Below are 23,215 nucleotides of genomic sequence, written 5' to 3'. Positions count from 1 at the left end.
ACCATCCACGTACCTGATCGCATTCAGATTCAAACTATAACCCATTATAGTTGATAATCATTCTCACAGGCAATGAAGTGATTCTTACGGAGCCTTTACTTTGTACTATCCATTTTTCTGACCGCGTTCTCCGCAGCCTCCATAATTACTTCTCCCAGTGTGGGATGGGGATGAATGGTTAGAGCCAAGTCTTCTACGGTTGCGCCCATTTCGATGGCTAGAGCAAGCTCCGAAATGAGTGTTGACGCTTCGACACCCACAATTTGCGCCCCCAGTAGGATTCCCGAGTCCTGCTTTGCTACGATTTTGATATACCCCTCTGCTGCCCTTAGTGCCAATGCTCTGCCGTTAATCGAAAAAGAAGCTCTGCCAATGATAATCGGTAAGGCTTTTTCCTTGGCTTCTGTTTCACTTAGGCCAACACTAGCCAACTCCGGTTCAGAAAAGACAACCAGCGGTATGGCTTTATAATCCACTTTGGCAGCTTGACCTGCTATCGCTTCTGCCGCAATCTTCGCTTCATAGGAAGCTTTATGGGCAAGCGCTGGACCCTCCGTAATATCTCCAATGGCAAAAATATGCGGAATAGCTGTTCTACACTGCTCGTCTGTCTCGATCAGCCCCCTGCTCGTCACTGGCAAGCCAATGTGCTCCAGTCCTAACCTGCCATCTGTATTGGGTTTTCTGCCTACAGTAACTAATACAAACTCTGCGGTAACATGATGCTGCTCCTGATCTTTTGAATAATGCAGCGTAATGGTATCCGCATTCTGCACGACGTTTTCGGCTGTCGCCCTAGTTACGATGTTTACACCATCTGTTTTCAACTGCTTGACAACAGGGGCCACAAGATCCGCCTCAAACCCCGGCAATATCCGTTCTCCTCCCTCCAGAATCGTTACCTTTGTTCCAAATTTGGCATACATCTGTCCAAGCTCGACGCCAATATATCCACCGCCTATCACGACCAGACTGGTCGGAGCCTCTGGAAGCGAAAGCGCCTCTGTAGAGGACAAAATACGTCCGCCGAACGGAAATGCTTTCAGCTCGATTGGGCGGGAACCGGTTGCCAATATGGCATGCTTAAAGGATATCGTTTGTTCCGCTCCATTTTGCTTGATGATGGCTGTATGCTCGTCAACCAAGCTTGCCTCCCCTTCCAGAATACTCACACCTGCCGTTTTCATTAAATAGCCGACTCCGCCTGCCTGCTTATTTACAACCGCCTGCTTTAAGGCCTGAGCATTCACGAATGACGCTGCTGTATCGGCCTGATTTAACTGCCTGAGTACCTCATAGCGATGTGCTTCGGCAATCAAAGCTTTGGATGGAATGCAGCCTACATGCGTGCAGACTCCACCTAGCTGACTGCGTTCGACAATCGCTGTCTTCATTCCAAGCTGAGAAGAACGCTCTGCCGCCACATAGCCTCCCGGACCTGATCCAATGACCAGGGTATCTACAGATTCAAGCTTGCTCATAACCTGATGCCTCCCTTTAAAATTGCCTGATTTAAATATGATGATTATAATATATTATAGTCATCATATTTTGTATACGTCAATAGTCGTGATCAGCCATGCTGAGGTAGTCGTTGCAAGAAGAACAATTGACACGTTTAATTATGATGATTATAATATTTTGAAGTTAGCATTATGAAGCCTTGGAGTGATTACAATGCCTTATCCAAAAGGCCATAAGATGAAAGTGCGGAGTAAGATCGTTGAAAGTGCTGCCCAGGCTTTTCGCGCCAACGGTATCCACGATGTAAGTGTGCCCTTTATTATGAAAGGGGCCGGATTAACTCACGGCGGGTTCTATTCACACTTTGACAACAAAGAAGAGCTAGTCGCCGAAGCCTGTCGCTATGCTGTCAGTGATACCCTCGCACTTCTTCAGAAGGCTGTTGACCAAGAAGAGCAAGATCCCAAAATTAATGTTATCATCGACTACTATTTAAGCATCCATCACCGTGATCAAACAGAAATGGGCTGTATTATTCCTGCTCTTTCCGTAGACATAGCCCGTTCTTCCGAAGAAATCCGGCAGATATTCACGCAGGAGCTGACACGAATGATTACGTTTATCTCCCGTTTGGCAGGAATGGATCTGTCCAAAGGTAGCGCGTTGTTCAGCAGCATGGTCGGTTCTCTTGTGCTTGCACGTTCAGTTAATGATCCTGAACTGAGCGACAGCCTTCTCTCGGCAGGCAAACAGCACGCCAAAGCACTGGTTAATGCCTGAACAAATGCCTTTTTTATGAATTGAGCATGTTTTACGTGCGCAAAAAAAGCCGCTAAACACCAATCAATCCTTGGTATTTAGAGGCTTTTCCTATGGGCCAAGCTCAAAACGGGGATAGCGATTTGTCAGAGATTCGAAATCTGCACTCGCCAAATGTCTATTATGTTCCAAATCGTTTACGGTACCCGCATTTGCGGCACAGCTCTTCCACCGCTTCTCTCTTGGAGAACCCGAAGTACAAGCGATTTGCACGCTCCCCTTCAACAATGTCGGAAAAAGATTGCTCATGCACGTTACCTAAATTAATAACGCCTTCCCCATCCAGACAGCAAGGGACAACTGTTCCGTCCACCAATACCGCCGCCTGGCTGCGAAGCGCATGGCAAAAGCCTTTGCCATCATCCTCCGGGGCACTCAGGCTAGGCCATTCAAATTCGTGATCCTGATTCAAATAAACGTTGGGGGCAATTTTAATCCCACTCCCAGGTATAACCTTTTCCTCAATCCGGTAGTCCAGCCCAAACTCCTGCTCCAGTCGCTCAAGTGTCTCACGGTTGCGCTGACGCTGCACATTAGTCAAATTATCTTGAGTCAGGTTCCAGAGACGGAACGAGATAATGACATTATGCTTCACAGCTTCCCTTACAAACGTAAAAATATTGCCCAAATACCCTTCCCGATCTACCGAGCCTTCATGCCCGTCAAAGCTGTGAAGCGAAAAATTCATCTGCCGTAGCGCGGGTTGACCCAACAGCTTATGTCCGGTTTTGGGCAGCAAAGTGCCGTTGGTGGTAATATTCACTTTCAATCCTTTTTCATGAGCGCTCTCCAGCAAAAGATCAATCTTCGGATGGAGCAACGGCTCTCCTTTTACATGCAAATAAATGAAATCCGTATGCGGCTTGACCTGGTCAAGAACGTCGCGAAAAATTTCCGGATCAATAAATTTTTTAACACGCTGCGTCTGAGGGCAAAAGCTGCAAGCGAGATTACAGATACTTGTAATTTCAATATATACCTTTTTGAAAGTCTTCACCATGATTTCCCCATTCTAACCTTCATCCTAAGCATCTTGTTTATGCTCACTAATCTTATGATTATAACGGGTTATCACTGACAGGTAAATCATTTATGTTCGTTCATTTGCTCTTCCTTTGCTGTCCTCAATTTGCTATTGACCTTAGGTCTGACCTAAGGTTTATAGTGAAGTTATTCAACTACACCATAAGGAGTCTTGTCATTGAAAGAACACATTACGATCAGCCAGCTTTCACAGCTTATGAATGTATCTGTACATCAACTGCGATATTTTGAAGAAAAGGGGATCCTGTATCCGTCATACACAGAAAAAAATCAATATCGAATGTACGGGCTTCATGAAATTTATCAGCTTTCCCATATTTTATTGCTACGTAAATTAAATGTCTCTGTGGGTCAGATTGAAAAATGCATGACTTCCTACGCTACCGATGATTACAACCAGCTTTTAGAGGATTCGCTGCAGAGGGTACAGGATGAAATAGCTAATTTGAAGTTGCTCGAACAGTTTATTCACAAAGTGCTAAAAGAACATCATAACCTCACTCATCAGGACAATGAGTATCAGATTAGGCTGCTAGGTCCCCGACATTTAAAGCTGTGGTTTGCATTTGAGAGAGATCAAGAGCTCACTGCCAGGGATTTATTCGAACAACGACCCGCTCCACCTCAGTTATTTGAAAATGATCTGCATTATCTATCTGACTCTGGACAAGTGAAGCTATGTTATGAAACGACAGATATGACAGATACAGCTGACTATATTCTGGAAGAAGGCAGCTATCTTTATAAGCATTTTTCCGTCACTGAAGACGACGAGATTGAGTATGAAATCCAACAATTAGAGCGCTATGTCACTCAGCACCAATATAAGTGCCAAAGCAAGATTATTTTAGTAGAAAAATCCTACCTATCCATGTTCGACAACAACAAGCTGCAATATGAGATTCAAGTAAAAGTAAAATAAACTTCTTAGAGTGCGGGAGGCAGTTACATGAGTCCAGAATCAATTGACATTGTTGCTTATCAAAAGCAAGATTATGAAGCTGTATGTAAGCTCTTAGTGGAATCATTTAAAACTAAATTTCAAGCTCTTGTTACACTGGAAGATCAGGATATACAGCAGCTACTCATGAAGGTCTGGGTTCAAGACCCTAATTCTTCAACTATGAAGCAATTTGTAGTTAAAGAGAACCAAGAAGTTGTCGGTGTTCTCTCCCTCAAATGGAAAGCACCTTCCTCTTCGCTCCCTAAAACAAAACCCATTTCTTGGGCTCCGCTCATAAAACAGTTTGGCTGCTTCAATGTATTTAAATTTTTGACAGGTATGCATGCGCTGGAATATAAGCCTGCCTCAGATGAGTGCTATATTGATCATTTGGCGATTCGCTCAAGTCATCGTAATCAGGGAATAGGACGACGTTTTCTAGCTTTCGCACAGCAATTTACGGTTGAATCCGGTTTTCATGTGTTGACGCTTCATGTAGAGCATAAGAACCAGGGGGCCATCCGTTTGTATCAGAAACTAGCGTTTGAAGTAGAACAATCCAAATGCAATGGATTGCGACATTTTTGGTTCAAGGAGCCTGTATGGCATCTGATGACTTGGAAAGAAACTAAACTGCATTCGAGGAGAGAACACCTTTGAAAAGAACATCCAAGCTTATCCTTGGTATTGCGTCAGGTCTAGCTGTTGCCTTAATATTGATTATTCTATATCAAGATTCCTACAAGATGACGGAAGAAAAAATACAAATTACGACTCCTAAAGGGGTATTAACGGGTACATTAGCTTTGCCTAAGGACTACTCGGGAAAGGTTGGACTGGTTGTTTTTGTCCATGGGGATGGTCCTATCAATGACACATATGATGATGGATACAAACCACTGTGGGAAAGGTTCGCTTCCAAGGGTTACGCCTCCTTATCCTTAAATAAGCCCGGTATTAATGGCGCTCCTGGAAATTGGCTGGATCAAAGCATGGAGGACCGGGCACAGGAGATCCGATATGCAATAGACTGGGCGAGTACCTTACCGATGATCGATAAGCAGAAAATCGGCCTATGGGGAGCCAGTCAAGCAGGATGGGTCATTCCTAAGATCGTTAAAAAGGAGCACAATATTGCTTTCAGCATCCTTGTATCGCCGGCCGTGAACTGGATTACACAAGGGCAATTTAACACCAGAAAAGAGATGGAACAGGAAGGGGCTACTCCGCAAAAAATTACAAAGAGATTGGACTACAATCAACAGATTTTGCAATTACTAAAAAAACAAGCTTCTTATGAAGAATACCTGAAAATAGCCAACCCAGACAATTTGATTTCCAAAGAAAGATGGAGCTTTATAGGCAAAAATTTCCGGTCTGATTCCACCGAAGAATTAGGCTACTTTAATTCTCCTGTACTCTTGGTTCTGGCTGGAAAAGATATTAACGTTGATGTAAAAGATACTGAACGAGTATATCGACAGAAGGTGCCTTCAGAGCTGCTGTCCGTCATCCATCTACCTGAAGCCGACCATTCCATGATGAATGAAAAAGTCGCACATTCAAAATCTCTAACTTTTTTAACAGCCGTATTTGCCCCCAGAAAATTGGTGAATGATGAGTACTTGAAAATCCTCGCCGATTATGTCAGCCAGCGTTAAAAGTATTTTAGTACCTCGCTGTAATGCTGGCAGTAACCATTCGGGCTATTTAATTTACTGAATACAAAATACTGCAATCAATCTCCTCATAGATACAACGTATCCTATCTTGGAAATCGCAGTCATGGTAGTACTTCGAAATCAGAACTTATAAACTAATAAAAAACGACATCTCTGCCGTTTTTTAAGGATTGATAATGCGGGACTCTAGCTCTCTAACTCTGGACTACCTGAATTAACCTACCCGACTACGCGTCGGAGCTACTTCCTGAGCAGTAAATAAGCAAAATAAGGCACACCGATTAACGACACCATGATGCCTGCGGGAATACCGTCGGGATCTGTGAGATTGCGACCGATCGTGTCCGCGGTTAACAGCAGCCAGCCGCCAAGCAGAACAGCGACGGGAATGAACAACTGATTGCGTGGCCCGACCAGTGCCTTGGCCATGTGCGGGGCCATCAACCCAATAAACGCGATACCGCCCGTGACAGATACCGCAGATGCAGCCGCGGCGACCGCCGTCAGAATAAGAACGAGGCGTTCTCGTTCAAGCTTCAGACCGACGCCAATCGCCGATGGTTCGCTCAAAGCAAGAAGATTGAGCCGCTGAGACTTGTACAAGGTAAACGGTATAAGCAGGATCAGCCAAGGAAGCAGTGCCCAAATGAACGGCCAGTCCGTGCCCCATATATTGCCCGCAATCCATTTCGCGATAAAATCGACCTTCGATCGTTCAGCCGAGGAGATGATTACAATCATGATCCCCGACAGCGCAAGGGAGAAACCAACCCCCACCAGTACAAGCCGGATGGGATCAAGTCCGCTCGTTCGGCTATACGAGAAAACATAGATCAAAGCTGCTGTTACCAATGCGCCAATAAAAGCGACAAGTGGCAAAACATAAATGAACGATCCGACATCGATCGGGAAGTACAGAAAGAAGCACGCAATGGCTACGCCCGCGCCAGAATTAATGCCGATGATGCCTGGGTCGGCCAAGTCGTTGCGGGTGATACTTTGCAGAATGGAGCCTGACAACGCAAGCGCCATGCCCGATAGCAATGTAATAAAAATCCGTGGCAGTCGGACGGAAAACAGAACAAACTCTTCTTTGAAGGTGCCTTGGCCGAACAAAACAGGGATCAGCCTGTCAAACGACAAAGACGAGTATCCCCAGGCCATGCTGGCTATAGCGGTTAGAACAATTAGCCCTAAACTGACGAGCAGGATCAGGCGTTGTTTTCGAACAAGAGCGGACAGAATCATAAGAAAGCTTTACCTCCTCTACGCACAACGAGCAGAAAGAAGGGCAAGCCTAGCATCGCCACGATGGCTGCCACTGGCGTCTCGTAAGGTGCATTAATCGTGCGGCCCAGCGTATCTGCGAGCAGCATGAACGTAGCTCCTACAAAAGTCGAGAAAGGCAGGATATACCGATAATCGGTGCCAACCATCTTGCGGACGATATGAGGAATCATTAGACCCACGAATGCCATGTTTCCGACAAGCGCAACCGATGCGCCCGTAATCACAATGACAAGGACAAACAGGATGGATTTGATCCATACCAGATTTTGGCCCAATCCTGCCGCCACTTCGTCACTCAGGCTGAGAATACTCAGTTGGTTGGAAAGCATCAAAGCTACCATAATGCCGAGAAGGATGACTGGCGCAATGGCCTGTATTTGTCCCCACGTTGTTCCGATCAGACCCCCGGCGGTCCACATGGATACATCCTTTGAAATCTTAAATGCGATGCTGACGCCATCAGAGATGGCATACAGAAACGCGGATACAGCCGCTCCCGCCAGCACGACTCGGATCGGGGACAGGTTGCCTCGGCGCATTGAGCTAAGGACGATGACCAAAACTGCTCCCAGAGCGGCCCCGAGAAAGCAGGCCACCATGATGCCGAAGTAGTTTATGCCCGGTATGAATACGAAAGCCAACGCGAGCGCCATGTTGGCGCCGGAAGTCAGGCCCAGCAAGCCCGGATCGGCCAGCGGATTGCGGGTAACTCCCTGCATAATAGCACCGGACACGGCAAAAGCGGCGCCGACCAGCATAGCCGCCAGCTCGCGGGGTAGCCGAATCTCACGCAGGATGAGAAACTTGTCTTCCTTGGTACCCGAGGTGAGAGCAAGCCACAGGTCGTGGAGCGTCGTTTCCGCTGCACCGAATATCATTGAAATGATGAAACAAAAAATGAGCGCCAGCACGCTGCCAAAGAGCTTATACGCAAAAGGAAAGGCATGTTGTTTAATCTTCATCGGACTCTCATCTCTTCTTTAATGAAATATGCGAAGAAACTGTTAAATAACCAGTTCCTTCGCATCGAATAAAAATGATTCACAACGAAAGACAAATCGTTGCCATGCTTTGAATCGTAGACGCCCCTAAGCGATGCATTCCCGAAATAGGGATCAACGTTTACTGGTCGAGAAAATGCTGAATGAAAAATTTCAATTGGTATTCCATGCTCAGTGGATCGTTAAAGTAGAACGCCTTCGCGTTAGCCTCGAAGACATGTTGATTCTTGACCGCGGGAATATTCTTGTACGTTTCGGTATTCTGGAACGAATTGTCCTCATCCGCGTTTTTACTGAAAATGACATAGTCACCCAAGTAATCTTTCATAACCTCAGACGATAAGGCAAAATAACCTTCTTTCTGGGTCGCCTCCTTGACTTTCTTCGGCATGGTGAGTCCGAACTCCTGATAGAGAATTTCTGTTCCACGGCCAAAGTTATCGCCATAGACATAGAGCTGCTTATTGAATGTCTCGATGACCGAAACCGTCGCGTTGGCACCGATCTTCGCCTTGATTTCTTTTCCGGCTTTTTGGGCACGGACTGTAAAATCATCGATCCAGGCTTGTGCTTCTTTTTCTTTATTCAACAATTTTCCGATTTCACGTTGCTGGGTTAAGAAATCCACCTTGCCATATGTATAAGTGACAGTAGGAGCGATTTGCTTAAATTTATCGACGTTCTTAATATCTGAAAGCCCGATAATAAGATCCGGATTCAACTCGATGATCTTCTCCAGACTTTCGTCCGTAACCGCCTCTGCGCCTTTCAGCTTCTCTTCAAAATTCGGGTTGGTCTTGGACATTTCGTCCACGCCGACCAGAGGCACACCGAGCGCCATCACGTTACCCGTCAAGAACCTGGTAAGCACAACGACGCGTTGCGGATGGGTCGGAACCTCCACGGGTCCATTCTCGGATTGATAGACGAATGTGGTAGATTTCGATTTCGAGTCCGAAGTAGCCTCAGAGGACGAACTTTTACCATTCTCGGCATGGTTCGCTTGATTTCCGCCACAAGCACTCAATACAACCACAAGTAAAAGTACCAGCGGAATAAAAAGCTTTTTCATAAAATAACTCTCTCCCTTTCAAAACGCTATGTTCAATGAGTCTTCATATCGTGCATGAGATGCTAATCTTAAACTTAGTACCCCTTTCATTGATTATGAAATTCATTCTCATTTGTATGAACTAATTATATGGAACCGCTATGCGCCGAGCCATGCCTTTTTGTTTGGAAAATGACTTGGACTATTGGTTACTTGTAAATAAAGCTACCGCGCGTTGAAGCTGCAAACGAATAGAAACCGGATTGTAGGGCAACCATTCATCCAGGTCAAGCAGATGTACATTATTCCGCTGTACAGCGGGAAGGCTGTTCCAATAGGAGGACTTGAATATCATTTCACTATGTGCGGTGGAGCCCTTCTCATCCGGAAACATAGCAACCAATAATTGCGACCCGGCATAAGCTGCGAGTTCGGATATCTCAATGGGAATAGAATGAAATTGGTCCCCACGCTTCTTCATCTCCTGCCCAATCAATTCAGGAGGCCGCAGTCCAAGCGATTGATAGATAATATATCCGACATTTCTCGCTCCGTAAACGAGCAGCTTATCCGGCTTAATCACCAGAATCGTTATAATTTCATGAGCGACTGCGCATTGCTGTACCAGTGAACGGGCTGCCTGTTCTTCCTTTTCAAAAGCAGCCAACCACTGCTCTGCCCGATCGCTCCTCTGAACAGCATGTGCGATACGACGCAGATGCTCTTTCCATCCCATTTCCATCCATGAAATTTCCACGATAGGCGCTACAACTCGCAAATGCTCAGGATTCAGCCCATATTGGTGCAAATGCTGTTTGGCTGCAATGATCAACTCAATGTTGGTATCGAGCAATACCGAGTTCACCTGTTCAGCAGAGCAGTTCGTGCTTATAAACTTCATCGTTTGCGGCGGCTCCAGACCATTCGTCTTCACATATTCGCTGCTTTCCGAAATGGTGACAGCAGGTTCCAACCCAAGCAGCAACAGATGGCTGGCGTAAGGTATGAGCAATACAGCCACACGCTGGGATGATCCGCGGTTGTAGCTTGAAGGTGATGCTCCTGTATGCTGCTTAAAACGACGGCTTAGATAAAATTCATCCTTGTAACCTACCTTCATTGCAATTTCCCGGAGCGTGCCTGATCCGCTAATTAACAGTTCTTTGGCTCGGTGAACGCGCAGCCGCGACAAGTATTCGTTCGGGGAAAAACCGGTAAGCTGCTTAAACTGGATAGAATAATGTGATCGGCTTACGCCTGCAATCGCGGCCAACTGCTCACGCATTATTTTCTCGCTATAGTGATTTTCCAAATAAGTAATGCTGTGTTCCATCGACGGCTGCTCACTGGCAGCATACTTGGCCTCCTGCTGTTTCAACAGTTGAAGAATGATTTGGTGAAAGATAATTTGATTTTGCACATGACGGGCTTCACTAGCAGGTAAACGATGAATATACAGATCCTCCACATGGGCCACAATCGCAGGTTCGTAAGGGAAAAACTGAATATTGGCATTGGAGGCCACCTCGCTTTTCCGCATCATTACACCTGTGGGCAGAGAATTTGCCTGCTCTCGCGTACGGATTAAAAGCTTATAAGCATGAAGTGGTTGCTGGAGATTCGTAATTAAAGCGGCATGGCTATGGGCTGGGAGAAGGATGACACTCCCTTCCATGAGTTCGTACATTTGATCATTAATCCTGAGAATGCCTTTGCCGCTGGCAATCGCAATCAGCACGGTTACACTCTCATGAATCTTATACATCGGAAAATTCGAGGTGCTGTACAGCGAATGGATACTGTCAGCAGTATATAAAGGAAAATGGGACTCTGCCCATTCCGAGACAACGTTATCCACAAGCAAAGCCTCCATTACAAAATATTGAGGAACGTTTTTCAGTCCTCTGCATCGTATTAAGCAAAAAAGTCCAATTATATAGCATAAAAACGATATCTATACTATAAATGATCAAACCTTTTCCATGATACGGCTATTCTCCTAATTTTCAGGCCCCTCGTTAGTTAGTTTTACGGATTCAATTGACGTGAACCCCACCTTAGATTTTTACAAAACAGTCCTCAGTTTACCGCGGTAATCCATAAAATCAGGTCATATTGTTAAGAAGCCCTCTTTGTTGTAGTAATTCTTTCGTACAATTCCACAGTTTATTTTGCATAGCAATATCTCCACTGGGGTCTACAGGTACAATTGAATGTCCGGTTCCTACATTAAAATACCCTCCTGTAACTGCCTGGTACTGCGGATCCACAATTAAACGAGTCATAATATCAGCTCCTCTGCGTGGATCACCAATATGAAAAAAATTCAAAAAACGCTCAAGCATTGATGCAAACCATAGCTCACGTCCAAGACCTGTAACATTAAACCCTGGATTCAGAGCATTAACACTGATCCCCGTTCCAGTCCATTGACGTGCCAGTTCACCAGTAAACATAATGTTATACAGCTTGGTTTTCCCATATATTGCAGACGAGCCTCTGGGAGTAAAAGGAGCTATATTGGTCAAATCCTCAGGGAGCTTAAGCTCACCATGATTGCGTGAAGCCTCAGAGGCAACATTTACAATTCTGGCGCTTCCTGCATTTTTCAAGGAATACTGTAAGGCGTGCGTCAATAACCACGGTGCTAAATAGTTCACAGCTATCATTTCTGCAAATCCCTCGGAGGTTACCCTTTGTTCGAATGCATGCAGTCCTGCATTATTCAAAAGCACATCTATTTTGGGGTATGCAGTTGAAATCTCGTTCCCCATACGTCTGACATCTTTCATTAAGGATAGGTCCCCGAAAAAAAAGTCTACTTTTGTTGAGGGTATCATATCTTTTATAATTTTTTTAGTAGCTTCAGCGCGATCCTTGCTCCTGGCTGTCATGACAAGATGAGTACCACGTTTAGCCAATTCAATCGCAACGAGTTGCCCCAGACCACTCGTTCCGCCAGTTATTACAACAATCGGATTAGCCATCATGGTAATTCTCCTTTGTGCTGAATAGTCATTGTCAATGTAATTGGGCCGTTCATTGCTTTACTCCGTTAGACCCGTCTCAAGTTTTGACATACAGCTGACGCAGCCATATACTTGATATAAATCAACTATATTATTTTGATTGATATATGTCAATTAATTAACTTGAATGATTTACTTTATCAATTAAGGTTAGGTGAAATAGGATGAATAATGATCGACACAAAAATACGCCGAGAGGCCAATTGGAACTGGGGCTCGGCGAGCAAATCAATGCCCTCATAAGCGCCTCACATGCGCTAAATGTCAAAACTGCAGCACGTTTCGATCCTTCAATACAACCTGCGGGTTTCCATATTATCCGTTGGCTTTACTCGTACGGCCCAACAAGCGCCACTATGCTGGCGGAATCAACAGCTATGGATCGCAGTTCGGTTAGCCGTCTCGTCAAACAACTTGAGCTTTTGGGTTATGTGAAAAGGGAAGCCTCCCCTGATGATCGTCGAGGAATACTTCTATCCCTCACTGAGCTTGGACAACAAAAGACGATTGATGCTCTAAAAGAGAAAGAATTTGTATTTTACGAACACATTTCAAGATGGGACGATGAACAACTTGAAAATTTTATCGGAATGCTCAGGGACTTTAACGGATTTGATCACAAGTAACAAGTTCATAGGTTGAATGACTGCCTTTCTTAAAAGCATGGAGTAAAACTAAAATAAACGTCGTGTCCTCATTAAAGAGAACATGGCGTTTATTGTTCATCAAGAAAGTAGGGCCTTCTGTGACCAAACGTGTGACCACGAAGGAAAACAAAGCTAAATTCAAAACAAAAAAACGGCATTACTGCCGTTTTTCTAAAGGATGGACTCTCAGGGACTCGAACCCTGGACCAATTGATTAAGAGTCAACTGCTCTACCAACTGAGCTAAGAGTCCATAATATAAAATTGGTGGAGTCTAGGGGGATCGAACCCCTGACCTCATCGCTGCCAGCGATGTGCTCTCCCACGTAGTTCAAAAACACTACCATTACCACAATCAGATAGAAACTGAGCTACGTCCAATTTAAACTTAATATCTACGCTGTCTCGAAAGACCTCTATATAATCAATAATGTTTCTAAGCATAACCTTCTTTTTGTCATGATTAGCTTCGTAAAATTTTTCATCCCAAATACTTATACTTGACGCAAACTCTTTAAGAGAATCAATTTCTATTTTCTTCACTTTTAAGTCGTTATGCAATATACCTAATTCCTCATTAAGTGTATCAATATTTTCCTCTTTTGATTGTGTAAGCTCGCTTAACAGTTCAGGCTTAAAAGCGCTCCTGCCAAGTATACTCTTTGGTATTTCTTTTTTTAGTGTATCTAGCTCTTTGTATTCGTTTTCCAATTCTTTATTTTTCTTATCGATTACTTTTTTAATGTTTTCATATTGTTCTTGATTATAATCTTTTGCAAAGTCTTCATAATTAAGTTTCTTCATGTAATCCAGATATATTCTAACCTCATCTAAAACAGTATCCTCGATTTTATCGTTTGAATAAAGTGTTTGCCCACTACATTCTACTTTTGCAAGAGCCTTGCCACTGCATCTGTACTTAGCCTTTTTCCATTTCTTAACCGTTCCATCTGCCACTTTATATGTCTTTTGACAATAAGTTGTAGTCAACGGGGAACCGCAATGCCCACACTTAATTATTCCAACAAACAAGAGAGGACTTTTCGTTGTATTCATCCGAATATAATCTTCATTTTTAACATTTTCAGGTGATCGAGTTGTTCGGATAACTTGCACTGAATCAAAATATTCTTCATTAATAATGACCAGTTCTTCAACTTGTTTTTCTGGCGACACCCAATCTTCTTTGCTTTTTGTGATAAACACTCCCTCTTTCGACTTTCTCTTTCCGTATGTAGGATATCCTTTGTAAACAGGGTTCCTTAAAATAAAGTTAATTGATCCAGTATTCCATTTAGAACCAGTCGAAGTTGTTATACCTCTCTCATTTAATAGTTTAGCTATTCTATTGCTCCCATATCCTTCCTCTTTGACAAGATAAAATATTTCTACAACAATCTGTTTTTTATCTTCATCTATAATCATTTTCATTAGTTCTTTGCCTTTTTTGTTTTTCACCCCGGATTTTACTAGCTTGTATCCAAAAGGCGGTGTACCACCTCTATAAATCCCATCTTGAGCCATCTGGATATGCTTTTCATTTACTCGATCAGATGTTTTTCTGCTTTCCCCACTTGATTGCCAAAACCTTAGATAGTTCATTAATCTGTCGCCATGCTGTTCAATTTTTTGCTGTCCTTCAATAACAGACCACATTTCAACACCTTGCTTTACGAACCACTCAAGAACAAACGGAGTTTCATCATCTTTTCTGCCTAGTCGGTCAAACATAAATACAAGCAAAACATCGAAAACGCCGTTCTCAGCATCATCTTTTGCTTGCTGGATAATATCTCTATTTGCTGCTGAAACCTTGAATCCAGAAACACCTTTTTCTGTATACTCCTTAACCAGTACCCAGTCTTCTCGACCGTCTATCATGCCCCTGCAAGCTCTTTGTTGCAATGGGATATCATTCCCATCCATTTGTCCTTTTGTGGAAACGCGATATAAGGTTGCCACTCTTTTCTTATCTGCCATAAATTGAACCTCCACATCATCTTATTATGCTACCATTAATTATAAATCATTAACTTAATTATGTAAATTAGCTTGACTTCCGTTTTCGATCTGTGATATATTACTTCTTGTGATTGGGGCGTTAGTTCAGTGGGAGAACGCTTCGCTGGCAGCGAAGAGGTCAGGGGTTCGACCCCCCCTACGCTCCACCAGAATTTCTTAATATGGACTCTTAGCTCAGTTGGTAGAGCAGTTGACTCTTAATCAATTGGTCCAGGGTTCGAGTCCCTGAGAGTCCATACAGATTATAAAAGAAGACCCTTAATTGGGTCTTTTTTGTTTGAATAAATAATTTTTTTGATTGCTCAACAAGTTTGCACTAACTTTATCTATCTCATCAATATTTACATCATTAGAAAATGATAAATTCACCCACATTTTTGTTTTCTTATTAAACCTCTTTAGTCCGTTTATTCTTCCATCTAAACCTCTACTCGTTATTTTATATGTAACACCGTTTGTTTCAACTTCTTCCATGTATGTATATGTGCCTCCGTTTTAGTTTCCTTGTTTGTCTACCTGCTGAAAATCTATAATTCCAATTCTAAGCCTTTCTAACTTGCTACTTATATTTCCTCTACCTTCACTCTAATATTCCTTAAAACAGCCTTCACGTTCGTCTGAATCAACTTCTATGTATGTTCACTCTGCTGGTGGTTCCTTGAATATTACCGCTGACTGAGTATATGTGAATTCTTTATTTATTGTTGCGGTACGTCCATCACCAAGTTCTATTATTGCTATTAAAATTGATCCTCTATATGTCTTCTCTTTGTCGTCTTCTTCTTTCTGAATCAATTCCTTTTCTCCATGCGTGAGGGCAGATGATTGCAAGAGGTATACACAACCATCTGCTTCATAATACTTCCCACTATCTGATTCTGTTTGAGACAGGCCAATAGCCTCTAGAGCTTCCCGCTTAGTATCGTATTTCCTGAACGTTCTTGAGCTTTCAGGATTTCTAGGGTCGTACATTTTTATTAAAAATTGAGGTTGAGCTGTCGCGCGCTTGGTATTGTTATGTTGGCTCATCGCTGCTATGTTAGAAAAAGAGTAGCCCTCTTTTTCATTAGTTCTATCTATACTTGGGCGTAATCCTCTGGGCTTTCTCTTTTCTAAGTATATTGATGTAAGCGGCTTCCATTCTAACCACATTTCAGGTTTGCACTTGATAATCTGTTCTACTGTCTCCTCAGGATTAGCCCATTCGCAGGGTATGCTTCGATAATACTCGTCACCATGTTTTGTGTTATTGATTCTTGAATTAACCGATCCATAGAGTAAAAAATAAGCACATTCCTCCTCCTCGCTGATTAGGCTACGTTCTTGTGCAATCAAACTATACTTAATTCCGCGCTTTTTATAATCTATTATTTGGATATCCTCATCATATGAGTTGTGCCACCGTTCAAATTCTTTTTCGCTCAGAATTCTTGGTCTGCCTCTACCTTTATTTTGTTTTGGTTCGCTCAAATTATCTACCTCCAATGTTTTATGTTCTTGCAAGTAAAATGTTGATTTTATAAGCTATCCATTGAATACTAGCCAGATGAATCCGTAGATTAAAGACATTAGCCCTATAATACCCAACAAGCAAAAAAGTAAAAGCATAAGAACAAATTTTTTACCGTCCATGATTACACCTCATTATAGAAATAAGTCGGCTACTTCATTACATCTAATCTACAAACCGCCTCTATGGTAAGTCTATGCTGCTATATGGAAAACGTAAAGATGCATCCCCAAATTAATTTTAACGCTCTAATCCCTATAAATTTATCTATGAATAACAGTTATTGTCCTTCCCCTTACAAATACCTTGTCTATGAAGAAACATCTTAATTTCATAATTGATTGTTCAGAAAAAAGGATGTACTAAAGACAAGTCAAAAATTAATTCATTTTGACCAAATACATCTTATTCTGTTATCCCATCTGCCAACTAATCTGACACCCTGATTCCCATAATTCATGTACAACAAAACACAGGAATCAAAATATAGCTTCCAATCTTTTTGCTACTTATGCAACAGGTAACGATTTGAAAACTCCCCTTATCGGGTCGTGTTCAAACATTTACCCCACAGCATACGCTATGTTGTTCAACTCATACACTGTGAACCTTATCCAAATCAAACGACTCAGAAAATTAAACCAATTTTTACATCTCGGCAATCTCCCCATTGTAATCAAAAGTTTGATTGAAAAATAGCCGAATATGGTATGTTTTTGACTATAACTCATAAAAATAAATGTGCAAAAAACATAGATAAACATTGAGTTTTTTATCAATCTCCCCATTTTTCTATATATTATATATAGGGAGATTGGATAGATTAGTATCTGATCAAGTTCAAGAATCCAAATTACAGACAGTCACTTGTGACTGGATGACGGAACGGAATAATTGCTTGCAATTTTTTGAGACGCTTCTTTTGAACTTGCTGTTTGCTCCTAAAGAAAGGGAAACTCTACCACCAACTCGATAAAACACTTCGCTACGCTTCGTAGACGTTTCATCGACCTGCCGCCGTTTCCCTCTTGCCTACGGCAATTCACTCTATGCGGCTAATTTTGATCTTTTGATTTGATGATATCCATGCTCTGGACGCACAAAAGCTATATAAACAACGGTTTTATTAGTCAAAAACCATATGTTTAGCCAATATCCAGTACCTTTTGTTATAGTTTGGGTTAACATCACCGTTGTCTAATCGTCTTCTTCTGTCCTTGTTCGTTTTAGAATCATTATTGATATTATATGGTAAACTGTTCTTCTGAAAATAAATATTTAACTGTTCAACATCTTTCTGTTGTCTTCTTCTTCCATCATGTAAATCAACTTTTTTAATTAACTCCGCTTGTTCTTCCTTGTATAAACGTTTACCTACAATTGTATCTAGGTAATCTGTAATATCAGCCTTTTCATATGTATCATCCAATATTGTATATGTATCTTGTTGGAGCTTCGTTTTTATGTAATTCATATATCCATTTTCTTCACTGACTACTTGTTCAAAAAACTGCTTGTCATATATCTCTTTGAAGAACATCAAATCATTGATAGCTTTATCATATCCAACTTCATTATTTACTGGACGATCATATACAATTCGATTAGGCTGTTTCCTATACTTCTCCACATAGTTTGATGTTCCATGTTCTTGTAGGTATAAAGCAGGTTCGATCTGTTTGTCACAGTCTCTGATCAGTTTGTTCAACATCTTATTCGAGATATTTTTGATGATTACAGTGACTTTATCTGATTTGTCGATGATCCTCTTCCTACCTAAGCACTGAATCAGAACGTCTATATCCATAATATCGACAATCACATACTTGATTAGTTTATCCTTTAGATTGATGCCATTGTCTAGTACCTTGACCAAATCAAATTTGAGGATAGAGATGTTTTAATTTACCTCTAGCCTGCTCGGTAGTAAACTGCCATTCAACCGATTTCTTCGTTTGATTGCGTTCTCGTTCCCAAGCCGATACCTCGCCTTGCAATTCGTGAATGGAGGCGATTCGACGGTTCAGGCACTGAATCGTCAGTGCACTGAGTTCAATCTCAGCGATGTTCAGCCAACTACCATGTTTAGGCGTGTAATGAATTTCCAAGCGTTTCGCTAAAGCCAAAGCGCGCTCAGGCTCAAAGGTTTCATACAAGGACGAAATCGTATGCGTATTCAAGTTGTCCATGACCAGTCGAATTTTTTTCGCCTCTGGATAATGAACTTCTAGCAGCTCCTGAATCTGCAGGGCCCAGTCAGATTTCGTGCGTCTTTCCGAAGCCTGCACGTGACGCCAACCAGCAAGCGGCTCCGTGAACATAAACAGGCTGCAGCTTCCTTTACGGATATATTCATAATCTTCTTTCTGAACTTGTCCAGGCTTCATCTGTTGTGGAGGCCGCGAATGATCCAGCAACTGCACGGGCTGCTCATCCATACAAATCAACGGAATTTCCGGGTCGTATGGCAGGGCATACGTTTCCAGAATATTCTCCATACGAGCCACAAATTCGCTGCTGGATTTAGTGGGAATGCACCACTGTTTTTTCAGGTGAGGCTTAAGCCTTGTTTTTTTAAAGTTGTTCGAATCGTCTCTCGTCCTACCGACTCTAAAATATTCAATTCCATTACCCGGCGCGTCAACAGACGTACGGTCCAGCGGGCATAGCCTTGCGGAGGCTCGGAGCAAGCCAGAGCGACAATGCGCGCCTCGACCTCACCAGTCACTTGAGAAGGCCGTGCAGGCTCGGCACGCTCTCGGTAACGCAGCGTCTCTTGAATCCCACGAGTGCAGTAATCCCTGACCGTGTTGTGTACCGTGACTTGGCTGACTCCTGCACGCCTCGCGATTTCTGCGTGAGTGGGAATCTCTCCCTGGCTTTCGTCTGCCAAAAGAAGTACGAGACAACGATTTCGAATGCCTTTAGATGTGGAATCGCTGTGAAGGAGTTGTTCAATCCATTTGCGTTCCTCTGCTTGAAGTTGAATCTCGTATTTTTTGTTCATGTGATCCCCTCCCAATTTTTTCTTATAGGGAGAGTTTAAAAATTAAATCAGAATTGGTCAAGGTACTAGATATTCCAATTATACAATTTAACTTTTAAATCCTTTAGTACACAAATCTATTTACTGTCTTCTTCCTTGATGTAAGTAGCGTCATATTGAATGATTGCTTTAGTTTCATCAGTAGCCTTTGAAACGTCGTAGACTACTTCATCTTGATTGAATTTATCTTCATCATGGAGAGATTGCGGTTTTTTTATAAATAATCCATCTTTAGTATAGATTTTATCAGGATGATTAAGTCCTTCTAATACACTATCAGGGACTATTGCTTTTGTAACGCCCTTCATTTCTTCAGAAGTATCATCACTAGCAAAAACATTATTACTAATAACTACAGCAAACGTAACAGTAAGGGCAGCCAACCCCAAAAATTTTAATTTAGCCTTCACTTCTTTCCTCACCCTCCATTAAATTAATTTGTATAACCATTTCCAGAAATTTTAATTTGATATCCATCTCCATCTGTTCCGGTGTGATTGCCAATTAGCAAATACACTGGATTGCTTGCTGTACCTTGAGGAACATCAGAAAACGTTATAGTTTTACCATTAACATTTCCATAGACCTTAATTACTGACGACTTTTTCTTATAGTCTTTCGTTAGGAATTGGTAATTAACTTCAGCTGGTATGCTACTAATTCCTGAGTCCTGTACAACCGTAAGGGATATGTTTCCATATCTATGAACTGGCAAAGGACTTGAAGAGAATATTTGATCACTTAGCTTTTTGAAACTATAACTGATATTTTGTCCATTTGTGTCCATTGGTGTAATTACAGAATTAGAATTATCTGTAATTGTTTGTGGTATGGATGGTAAATAAGCATCGTTGCCTGTTGTGCCTAAGTTAATAACTTGTACTTCAGATGAAGCAGCAGAGGATGTGTTGTCAATCGAGGGACTGTCAGCAGAGGCTACGGAAGCTAAAGATAACACCAAAGAAGTTGACATTAAAAGAGTAGCAATTTGTCTTTTCATTAATAAATACCTCCAATAGTATTATTTATAGAAACTTTTTTTGTGCTAGTTGTTGACAGACAAAAAAAGTAACTAACGAAGATTTCAAGCATATGAATATAAGATGTAGGGTAAAAATGGGTTTTAATTAATTATATGTAACTAAAATCTCTCTTTTTAATTAAATATGGTTTTGATTTCATATTATTAGATAAAATTTCCTAACCAATATATTCAAATTATATGTATGAATACTACAAAAGTCAAATTGATCAACTCTTTTTTCAATACATTTGTAATCATAGTTTTAAAGTAATATTTTGATGTTATCAGTAATGAGGATAGGAGGTTGGCGCTGTGTCAACCATATGAGAGTATCGCCAACTTTGGAGACACTGTAGAGGACAACTCGTATCGACACCCCGTATCGAAGCTCAATCGTAAAAATTGATCTTATATTCATAAAACACTTATTTCATATGGCTTTTTGCCGTGATCGAACCGAAATTAGTATCAAATAAAGTTTGTATCGTGCCGTATCGAAAAAACAGCTAAAACATAGATAGAATAAGGACTTTTGGTAAATTTGATCAACATCATAATGCGTATCGTGAATATCGGAGAAGAATGTTCAAAAAAGCTTGATGGATCAAGGGATATTTAAGTTTTTATAAATTTAATTGTATGAAATACAAAATTGAATTTTCCTTTATTTATCTGCATTTTGTATCGTAGCTCAATCGAATCGTAGGACTAAGGGAAGGAGCGGAGTGGAAGACATATTTTCATGTTTTTTCACTCTATCAAGTTGGTTCTGTATATAAAAAAGACTCATCCGTTGGACAAGTCTAGAATGTCATAATACTACTTTATCTACTTAGAATAACTATTGTAGATCTCTTTCCAGTTTATAACGTTATTGATCAACTGGTCTTTAGTAATATCGCCTTCACTGTAATCAAAGAACCAATTACCTGCTATGTCTCTACAGAAAGTATCTTCATGTCCAAATCCCTCTAGATCACCGTGAAGTTTGCACATTTCAACTGTATTGTCCCTTGGCATACCTACAGAATCTAAAATAATAGCTTCAATTTCTGAAATGTATGATTCGTATACATTCCATGTTATTTCTAAAGCATCTTCAACTTTTTTCTGCTTCTGTTCCATATCTGTGATCATGTCGATTAAACTGGACATTGTTGCTTTGTTCATCATTATCACCTCTATTTATAGTAGGAATATTATACCACCCAAATCCCCTTTTACGCATGTTCTCGATGCAGTCTATTTTCTAAAATTAAGATTCACGATAGCATCCAAAATGAAACAAGCCTCATCACCTCTCAACGAAATACCTATTGGTCATATACCAAGCTTTCCCTTCCACAGTATCAACCGTACCCTTCTTGCTATCCAAGAACACAATTTCACCACATTCCTTGCAGCCCCACTTACTACGCTTGTATGCTGATTCCTCTATGTACGAAGCTTCACATTTACACTCTACCTGAATCAGTGTCTTATGCTGACTGTATGCGTCTGCTAACTGCACACTGGCCTTACTTGCTGCTGTAGGTTGTATTGCTGCTACATGTTCCCTCTGCTCAGAGTATTCATTATGTACCTTAAAATCTGCTACAAGCTCAGGATTCAATCCAAAGTGTTCCTTGCCTACTGTCGTCACATACTTACTGCCTACACGATATGACTCTATCCAGTCCTGTATTTGCTTATTGGATAGATTGACTGTTCCTTTGATGCCGCTGTTCATAGTGTAGGTCATTGTGTGATGCTGATTTAGGTTCATATATAATGCTGCTCCTTTAGTCTATCTTATAACATTTATTATACTATAAATAGAAAACAAAAAAGACGTGGTTGCCCACGCCCTTACAATTAATCAATTTTACGAATGTGTCAAAGAAACAATTAAGAAGAGATGCTCACCGTCTCAAAAAACTGAAAACGCAATTTCTCCTCTTGGTTTTCAGGAGGCATTTCCTTGAACCAATCTTCTAATGTATCTTTTTCATTAAAAATACTTGATCTCCAAAATTTCATTCCTAATTTCGGAAAGGAATACATCCAGCCTAATTCTGGATGTTGTCGCTGTAAATACAGGCTCCTGCGAGCTTTTCTTCAAAAAACCTGCCGCTAATTGTGGTTTGGTTCAGCGTGATTGATTTTCAACTAACCTGCCCGTTAGCTTAATGAAGCGCCGCCAGTCTAATATTTTATTTTCTCAGTCTACAACTTTATTTCCCGAGTCTAACACTTTATTTTTCAGTCTATTACTTTATTTTCTTTGGAAAACAACATCATTACTTCGGGCAAAATTTTGTCCAATGTTGATTTCATTTTCCCCAATAGTTTCTGCCACATCTTTTAGATGGACATTTTGTCCATCTAAACTTCTCTTTCCTGCACTTCCGTCTCTTACTCCCCAATATTCCTTCAAAAAAGCAGCTTGACGACCTTTTTTAACAGGATCGGTTTCTGATTCTCCTCTGCGTTCGCTGTTTTCTGCAATAAGACGATACTCCGCTTCCCACTCGTCAATATCAAGGCACAATCCAATTTGGACAAAAAAAGTCCATATTGAGAACACGACAGGTAATAAACGTTTAGACGTTGGGACATTTGGATACAAAAAATCCAGTCACCGTCAATATGGGGGCAACTGGAT

The 23,215-nt window shown here is 41.6% G+C and carries 22 protein-coding genes, 4 tRNA genes and 1 pseudogene; 7 read left to right on the top strand and 20 right to left on the bottom strand.

The annotated features are described in order from the left end of the window. Nucleotides 1-95: 95 nt before the first annotated feature. Nucleotides 96-1,481 (bottom strand): dihydrolipoyl dehydrogenase, encoded by a 1,386-nt coding sequence (lpdA, locus tag QMK20_RS08655; RefSeq protein ID WP_283655393.1) that lies wholly within the window; start codon nucleotides 1,479-1,481, stop codon nucleotides 96-98. 196 nt (nucleotides 1,482-1,677) lie between these two features. On the opposite strand from lpdA, the gene QMK20_RS08650 reads away from it, so the two are divergent. Then, the gene (locus QMK20_RS08650; protein ID WP_283656235.1) at nucleotides 1,678-2,244 is read left to right on the top strand and encodes a TetR/AcrR family transcriptional regulator; all 567 of its coding nucleotides are present in this window, start codon (nucleotides 1,678-1,680) and stop codon (nucleotides 2,242-2,244) included. A 160-nt stretch (nucleotides 2,245-2,404) separates the two neighbouring features. On the opposite strand, the gene QMK20_RS08645 is transcribed toward QMK20_RS08650, so the two are convergent. Further along, entirely contained in the window at nucleotides 2,405-3,283 is an 879-nt protein-coding gene (locus QMK20_RS08645) for a radical SAM/SPASM domain-containing protein (RefSeq protein WP_283655392.1), read from the bottom strand. 201 nt (nucleotides 3,284-3,484) lie between these two features. On the opposite strand from QMK20_RS08645, the gene QMK20_RS08640 reads away from it, so the two are divergent. The 3 genes from QMK20_RS08640 to QMK20_RS08630 are packed head-to-tail and all read left to right on the top strand — an operon-like array spanning nucleotide 3,485 to nucleotide 5,931. Next, on the top strand, nucleotides 3,485-4,249 hold the full coding sequence (locus QMK20_RS08640) for a helix-turn-helix domain-containing protein (RefSeq protein ID WP_283655391.1): 765 nt from the start codon (nucleotides 3,485-3,487) through the stop codon (nucleotides 4,247-4,249). A 27-nt stretch (nucleotides 4,250-4,276) separates the two neighbouring features. Beyond that, nucleotides 4,277-4,930: a GNAT family N-acetyltransferase gene (locus tag QMK20_RS08635; protein ID WP_283655390.1), complete on the top strand. Its 654-nt coding sequence runs from the start codon at nucleotides 4,277-4,279 to the stop codon at nucleotides 4,928-4,930. Beyond that, entirely contained in the window at nucleotides 4,927-5,931 is a 1,005-nt protein-coding gene (locus QMK20_RS08630) for an alpha/beta hydrolase family protein (protein ID WP_283655389.1), read from the top strand. Before QMK20_RS08635 ends, QMK20_RS08630 begins: the two co-directional genes overlap by 4 nt. Nucleotides 5,932-6,192: 261 nt before the next feature. Here QMK20_RS08630 and QMK20_RS08625 read toward each other — a convergent pair whose 3' ends face one another. From QMK20_RS08625 to QMK20_RS08605, 5 genes are all read right to left on the bottom strand, one after another. Continuing rightward, the gene (locus QMK20_RS08625) at nucleotides 6,193-7,200 is read right to left on the bottom strand and encodes a FecCD family ABC transporter permease (protein WP_283655388.1); all 1,008 of its coding nucleotides are present in this window, start codon (nucleotides 7,198-7,200) and stop codon (nucleotides 6,193-6,195) included. Beyond that, nucleotides 7,197-8,204, bottom strand: coding sequence for a FecCD family ABC transporter permease (locus QMK20_RS08620; RefSeq protein WP_283655387.1), 1,008 nt, complete (start codon nucleotides 8,202-8,204; stop codon nucleotides 7,197-7,199). Before QMK20_RS08620 ends, QMK20_RS08625 begins: the two co-directional genes overlap by 4 nt. Before the next feature lie 160 nt (nucleotides 8,205-8,364). Continuing rightward, a complete protein-coding gene (locus tag QMK20_RS08615) occupies nucleotides 8,365-9,315 on the bottom strand; it encodes an iron-hydroxamate ABC transporter substrate-binding protein (RefSeq protein ID WP_283655386.1) in 951 nt (316 codons plus the stop codon). A 181-nt stretch (nucleotides 9,316-9,496) separates the two neighbouring features. Next, the gene (locus QMK20_RS08610; RefSeq protein WP_283655385.1) at nucleotides 9,497-11,152 is read right to left on the bottom strand and encodes a helix-turn-helix domain-containing protein; all 1,656 of its coding nucleotides are present in this window, start codon (nucleotides 11,150-11,152) and stop codon (nucleotides 9,497-9,499) included. Nucleotides 11,153-11,399: 247 nt separating this feature from the next. Continuing rightward, nucleotides 11,400-12,284 carry an SDR family NAD(P)-dependent oxidoreductase gene (locus tag QMK20_RS08605; protein WP_283655384.1) on the bottom strand — a complete coding sequence of 295 codons (885 nt, stop codon included), beginning with the start codon at nucleotides 12,282-12,284 and terminating at the stop codon, nucleotides 11,400-11,402. A gap of 203 nt (nucleotides 12,285-12,487) precedes the next feature. Between QMK20_RS08605 and QMK20_RS08600 the strand changes: the two genes are divergently transcribed. Further along, the gene (locus QMK20_RS08600) at nucleotides 12,488-12,949 is read left to right on the top strand and encodes a MarR family winged helix-turn-helix transcriptional regulator (protein ID WP_283655383.1); all 462 of its coding nucleotides are present in this window, start codon (nucleotides 12,488-12,490) and stop codon (nucleotides 12,947-12,949) included. A 200-nt stretch (nucleotides 12,950-13,149) separates the two neighbouring features. Here QMK20_RS08600 and QMK20_RS08595 read toward each other — a convergent pair. From QMK20_RS08595 to QMK20_RS27615, 3 genes and pseudogenes are all read right to left on the bottom strand, one after another. After that, a tRNA-Lys gene (locus QMK20_RS08595) sits at nucleotides 13,150-13,222 on the bottom strand. Nucleotides 13,223-13,234: 12 nt separating this feature from the next. Beyond that, a tRNA-Ala gene (locus QMK20_RS08590) sits at nucleotides 13,235-13,348 on the bottom strand. 452 nt (nucleotides 13,349-13,800) lie between these two features. Then, nucleotides 13,801-14,949, bottom strand: a pseudogene (locus QMK20_RS27615) (recombinase family protein); the annotation flags it as partial. A gap of 115 nt (nucleotides 14,950-15,064) precedes the next feature. On the opposite strand from QMK20_RS27615, the gene QMK20_RS08585 reads away from it, so the two are divergent. Then, nucleotides 15,065-15,140, top strand: a tRNA-Ala gene (locus QMK20_RS08585). Nucleotides 15,141-15,154: 14 nt separating this feature from the next. Then, a tRNA-Lys gene (locus tag QMK20_RS08580) sits at nucleotides 15,155-15,227 on the top strand. 22 nt (nucleotides 15,228-15,249) lie between these two features. Here the strand turns inward: QMK20_RS08580 and QMK20_RS08575 are convergent. The 10 genes from QMK20_RS08575 to QMK20_RS08530 all read right to left on the bottom strand — a co-directional run bounded on the left by QMK20_RS08575 (nucleotide 15,250) and on the right by QMK20_RS08530 (nucleotide 23,179). After that, nucleotides 15,250-15,465 (bottom strand): hypothetical protein, encoded by a 216-nt coding sequence (locus QMK20_RS08575; RefSeq protein ID WP_283655382.1) that lies wholly within the window; start codon nucleotides 15,463-15,465, stop codon nucleotides 15,250-15,252. Between the two features lie 165 nt (nucleotides 15,466-15,630). After that, nucleotides 15,631-16,461: a hypothetical protein gene (locus QMK20_RS08570; RefSeq protein WP_283655381.1), complete on the bottom strand. Its 831-nt coding sequence runs from the start codon at nucleotides 16,459-16,461 to the stop codon at nucleotides 15,631-15,633. Between the two features lie 1,166 nt (nucleotides 16,462-17,627). Further along, complete coding sequence (locus QMK20_RS08565; RefSeq protein ID WP_283655380.1) at nucleotides 17,628-18,323, bottom strand: hypothetical protein; 696 nt, start codon at nucleotides 18,321-18,323, stop codon at nucleotides 17,628-17,630. Nucleotides 18,324-18,378: 55 nt separating this feature from the next. Then, nucleotides 18,379-19,035: an IS630 family transposase gene (locus tag QMK20_RS08560; RefSeq protein WP_283656234.1), complete on the bottom strand. Its 657-nt coding sequence runs from the start codon at nucleotides 19,033-19,035 to the stop codon at nucleotides 18,379-18,381. Nucleotides 19,036-19,049: 14 nt separating this feature from the next. Next, nucleotides 19,050-19,508: a helix-turn-helix domain-containing protein gene (locus QMK20_RS08555; protein WP_283655379.1), complete on the bottom strand. Its 459-nt coding sequence runs from the start codon at nucleotides 19,506-19,508 to the stop codon at nucleotides 19,050-19,052. A 116-nt stretch (nucleotides 19,509-19,624) separates the two neighbouring features. Then, complete coding sequence (locus tag QMK20_RS08550; protein ID WP_283655378.1) at nucleotides 19,625-19,957, bottom strand: hypothetical protein; 333 nt, start codon at nucleotides 19,955-19,957, stop codon at nucleotides 19,625-19,627. Between the two features lie 23 nt (nucleotides 19,958-19,980). Next, entirely contained in the window at nucleotides 19,981-20,547 is a 567-nt protein-coding gene (locus QMK20_RS08545) for a hypothetical protein (RefSeq protein WP_283655377.1), read from the bottom strand. A gap of 852 nt (nucleotides 20,548-21,399) precedes the next feature. Further along, nucleotides 21,400-21,744, bottom strand: coding sequence for a hypothetical protein (locus QMK20_RS08540; protein ID WP_283655376.1), 345 nt, complete (start codon nucleotides 21,742-21,744; stop codon nucleotides 21,400-21,402). Between the two features lie 121 nt (nucleotides 21,745-21,865). Next, entirely contained in the window at nucleotides 21,866-22,336 is a 471-nt protein-coding gene (locus QMK20_RS08535; RefSeq protein WP_283655375.1) for a hypothetical protein, read from the bottom strand. Between the two features lie 489 nt (nucleotides 22,337-22,825). Then, nucleotides 22,826-23,179 carry a hypothetical protein gene (locus tag QMK20_RS08530; RefSeq protein WP_283655374.1) on the bottom strand — a complete coding sequence of 118 codons (354 nt, stop codon included), beginning with the start codon at nucleotides 23,177-23,179 and terminating at the stop codon, nucleotides 22,826-22,828. Nucleotides 23,180-23,215 lie beyond the last annotated feature (36 nt).

Source organism: Paenibacillus sp. RC334 (assembly GCF_030034735.1).
Lineage (GTDB): Bacteria > Bacillota > Bacilli > Paenibacillales > Paenibacillaceae > Paenibacillus > Paenibacillus terrae_A.
Note: the sequence above shows the minus strand (reverse complement) of the source record. Positions and strands in the feature narration are given on the sequence as shown.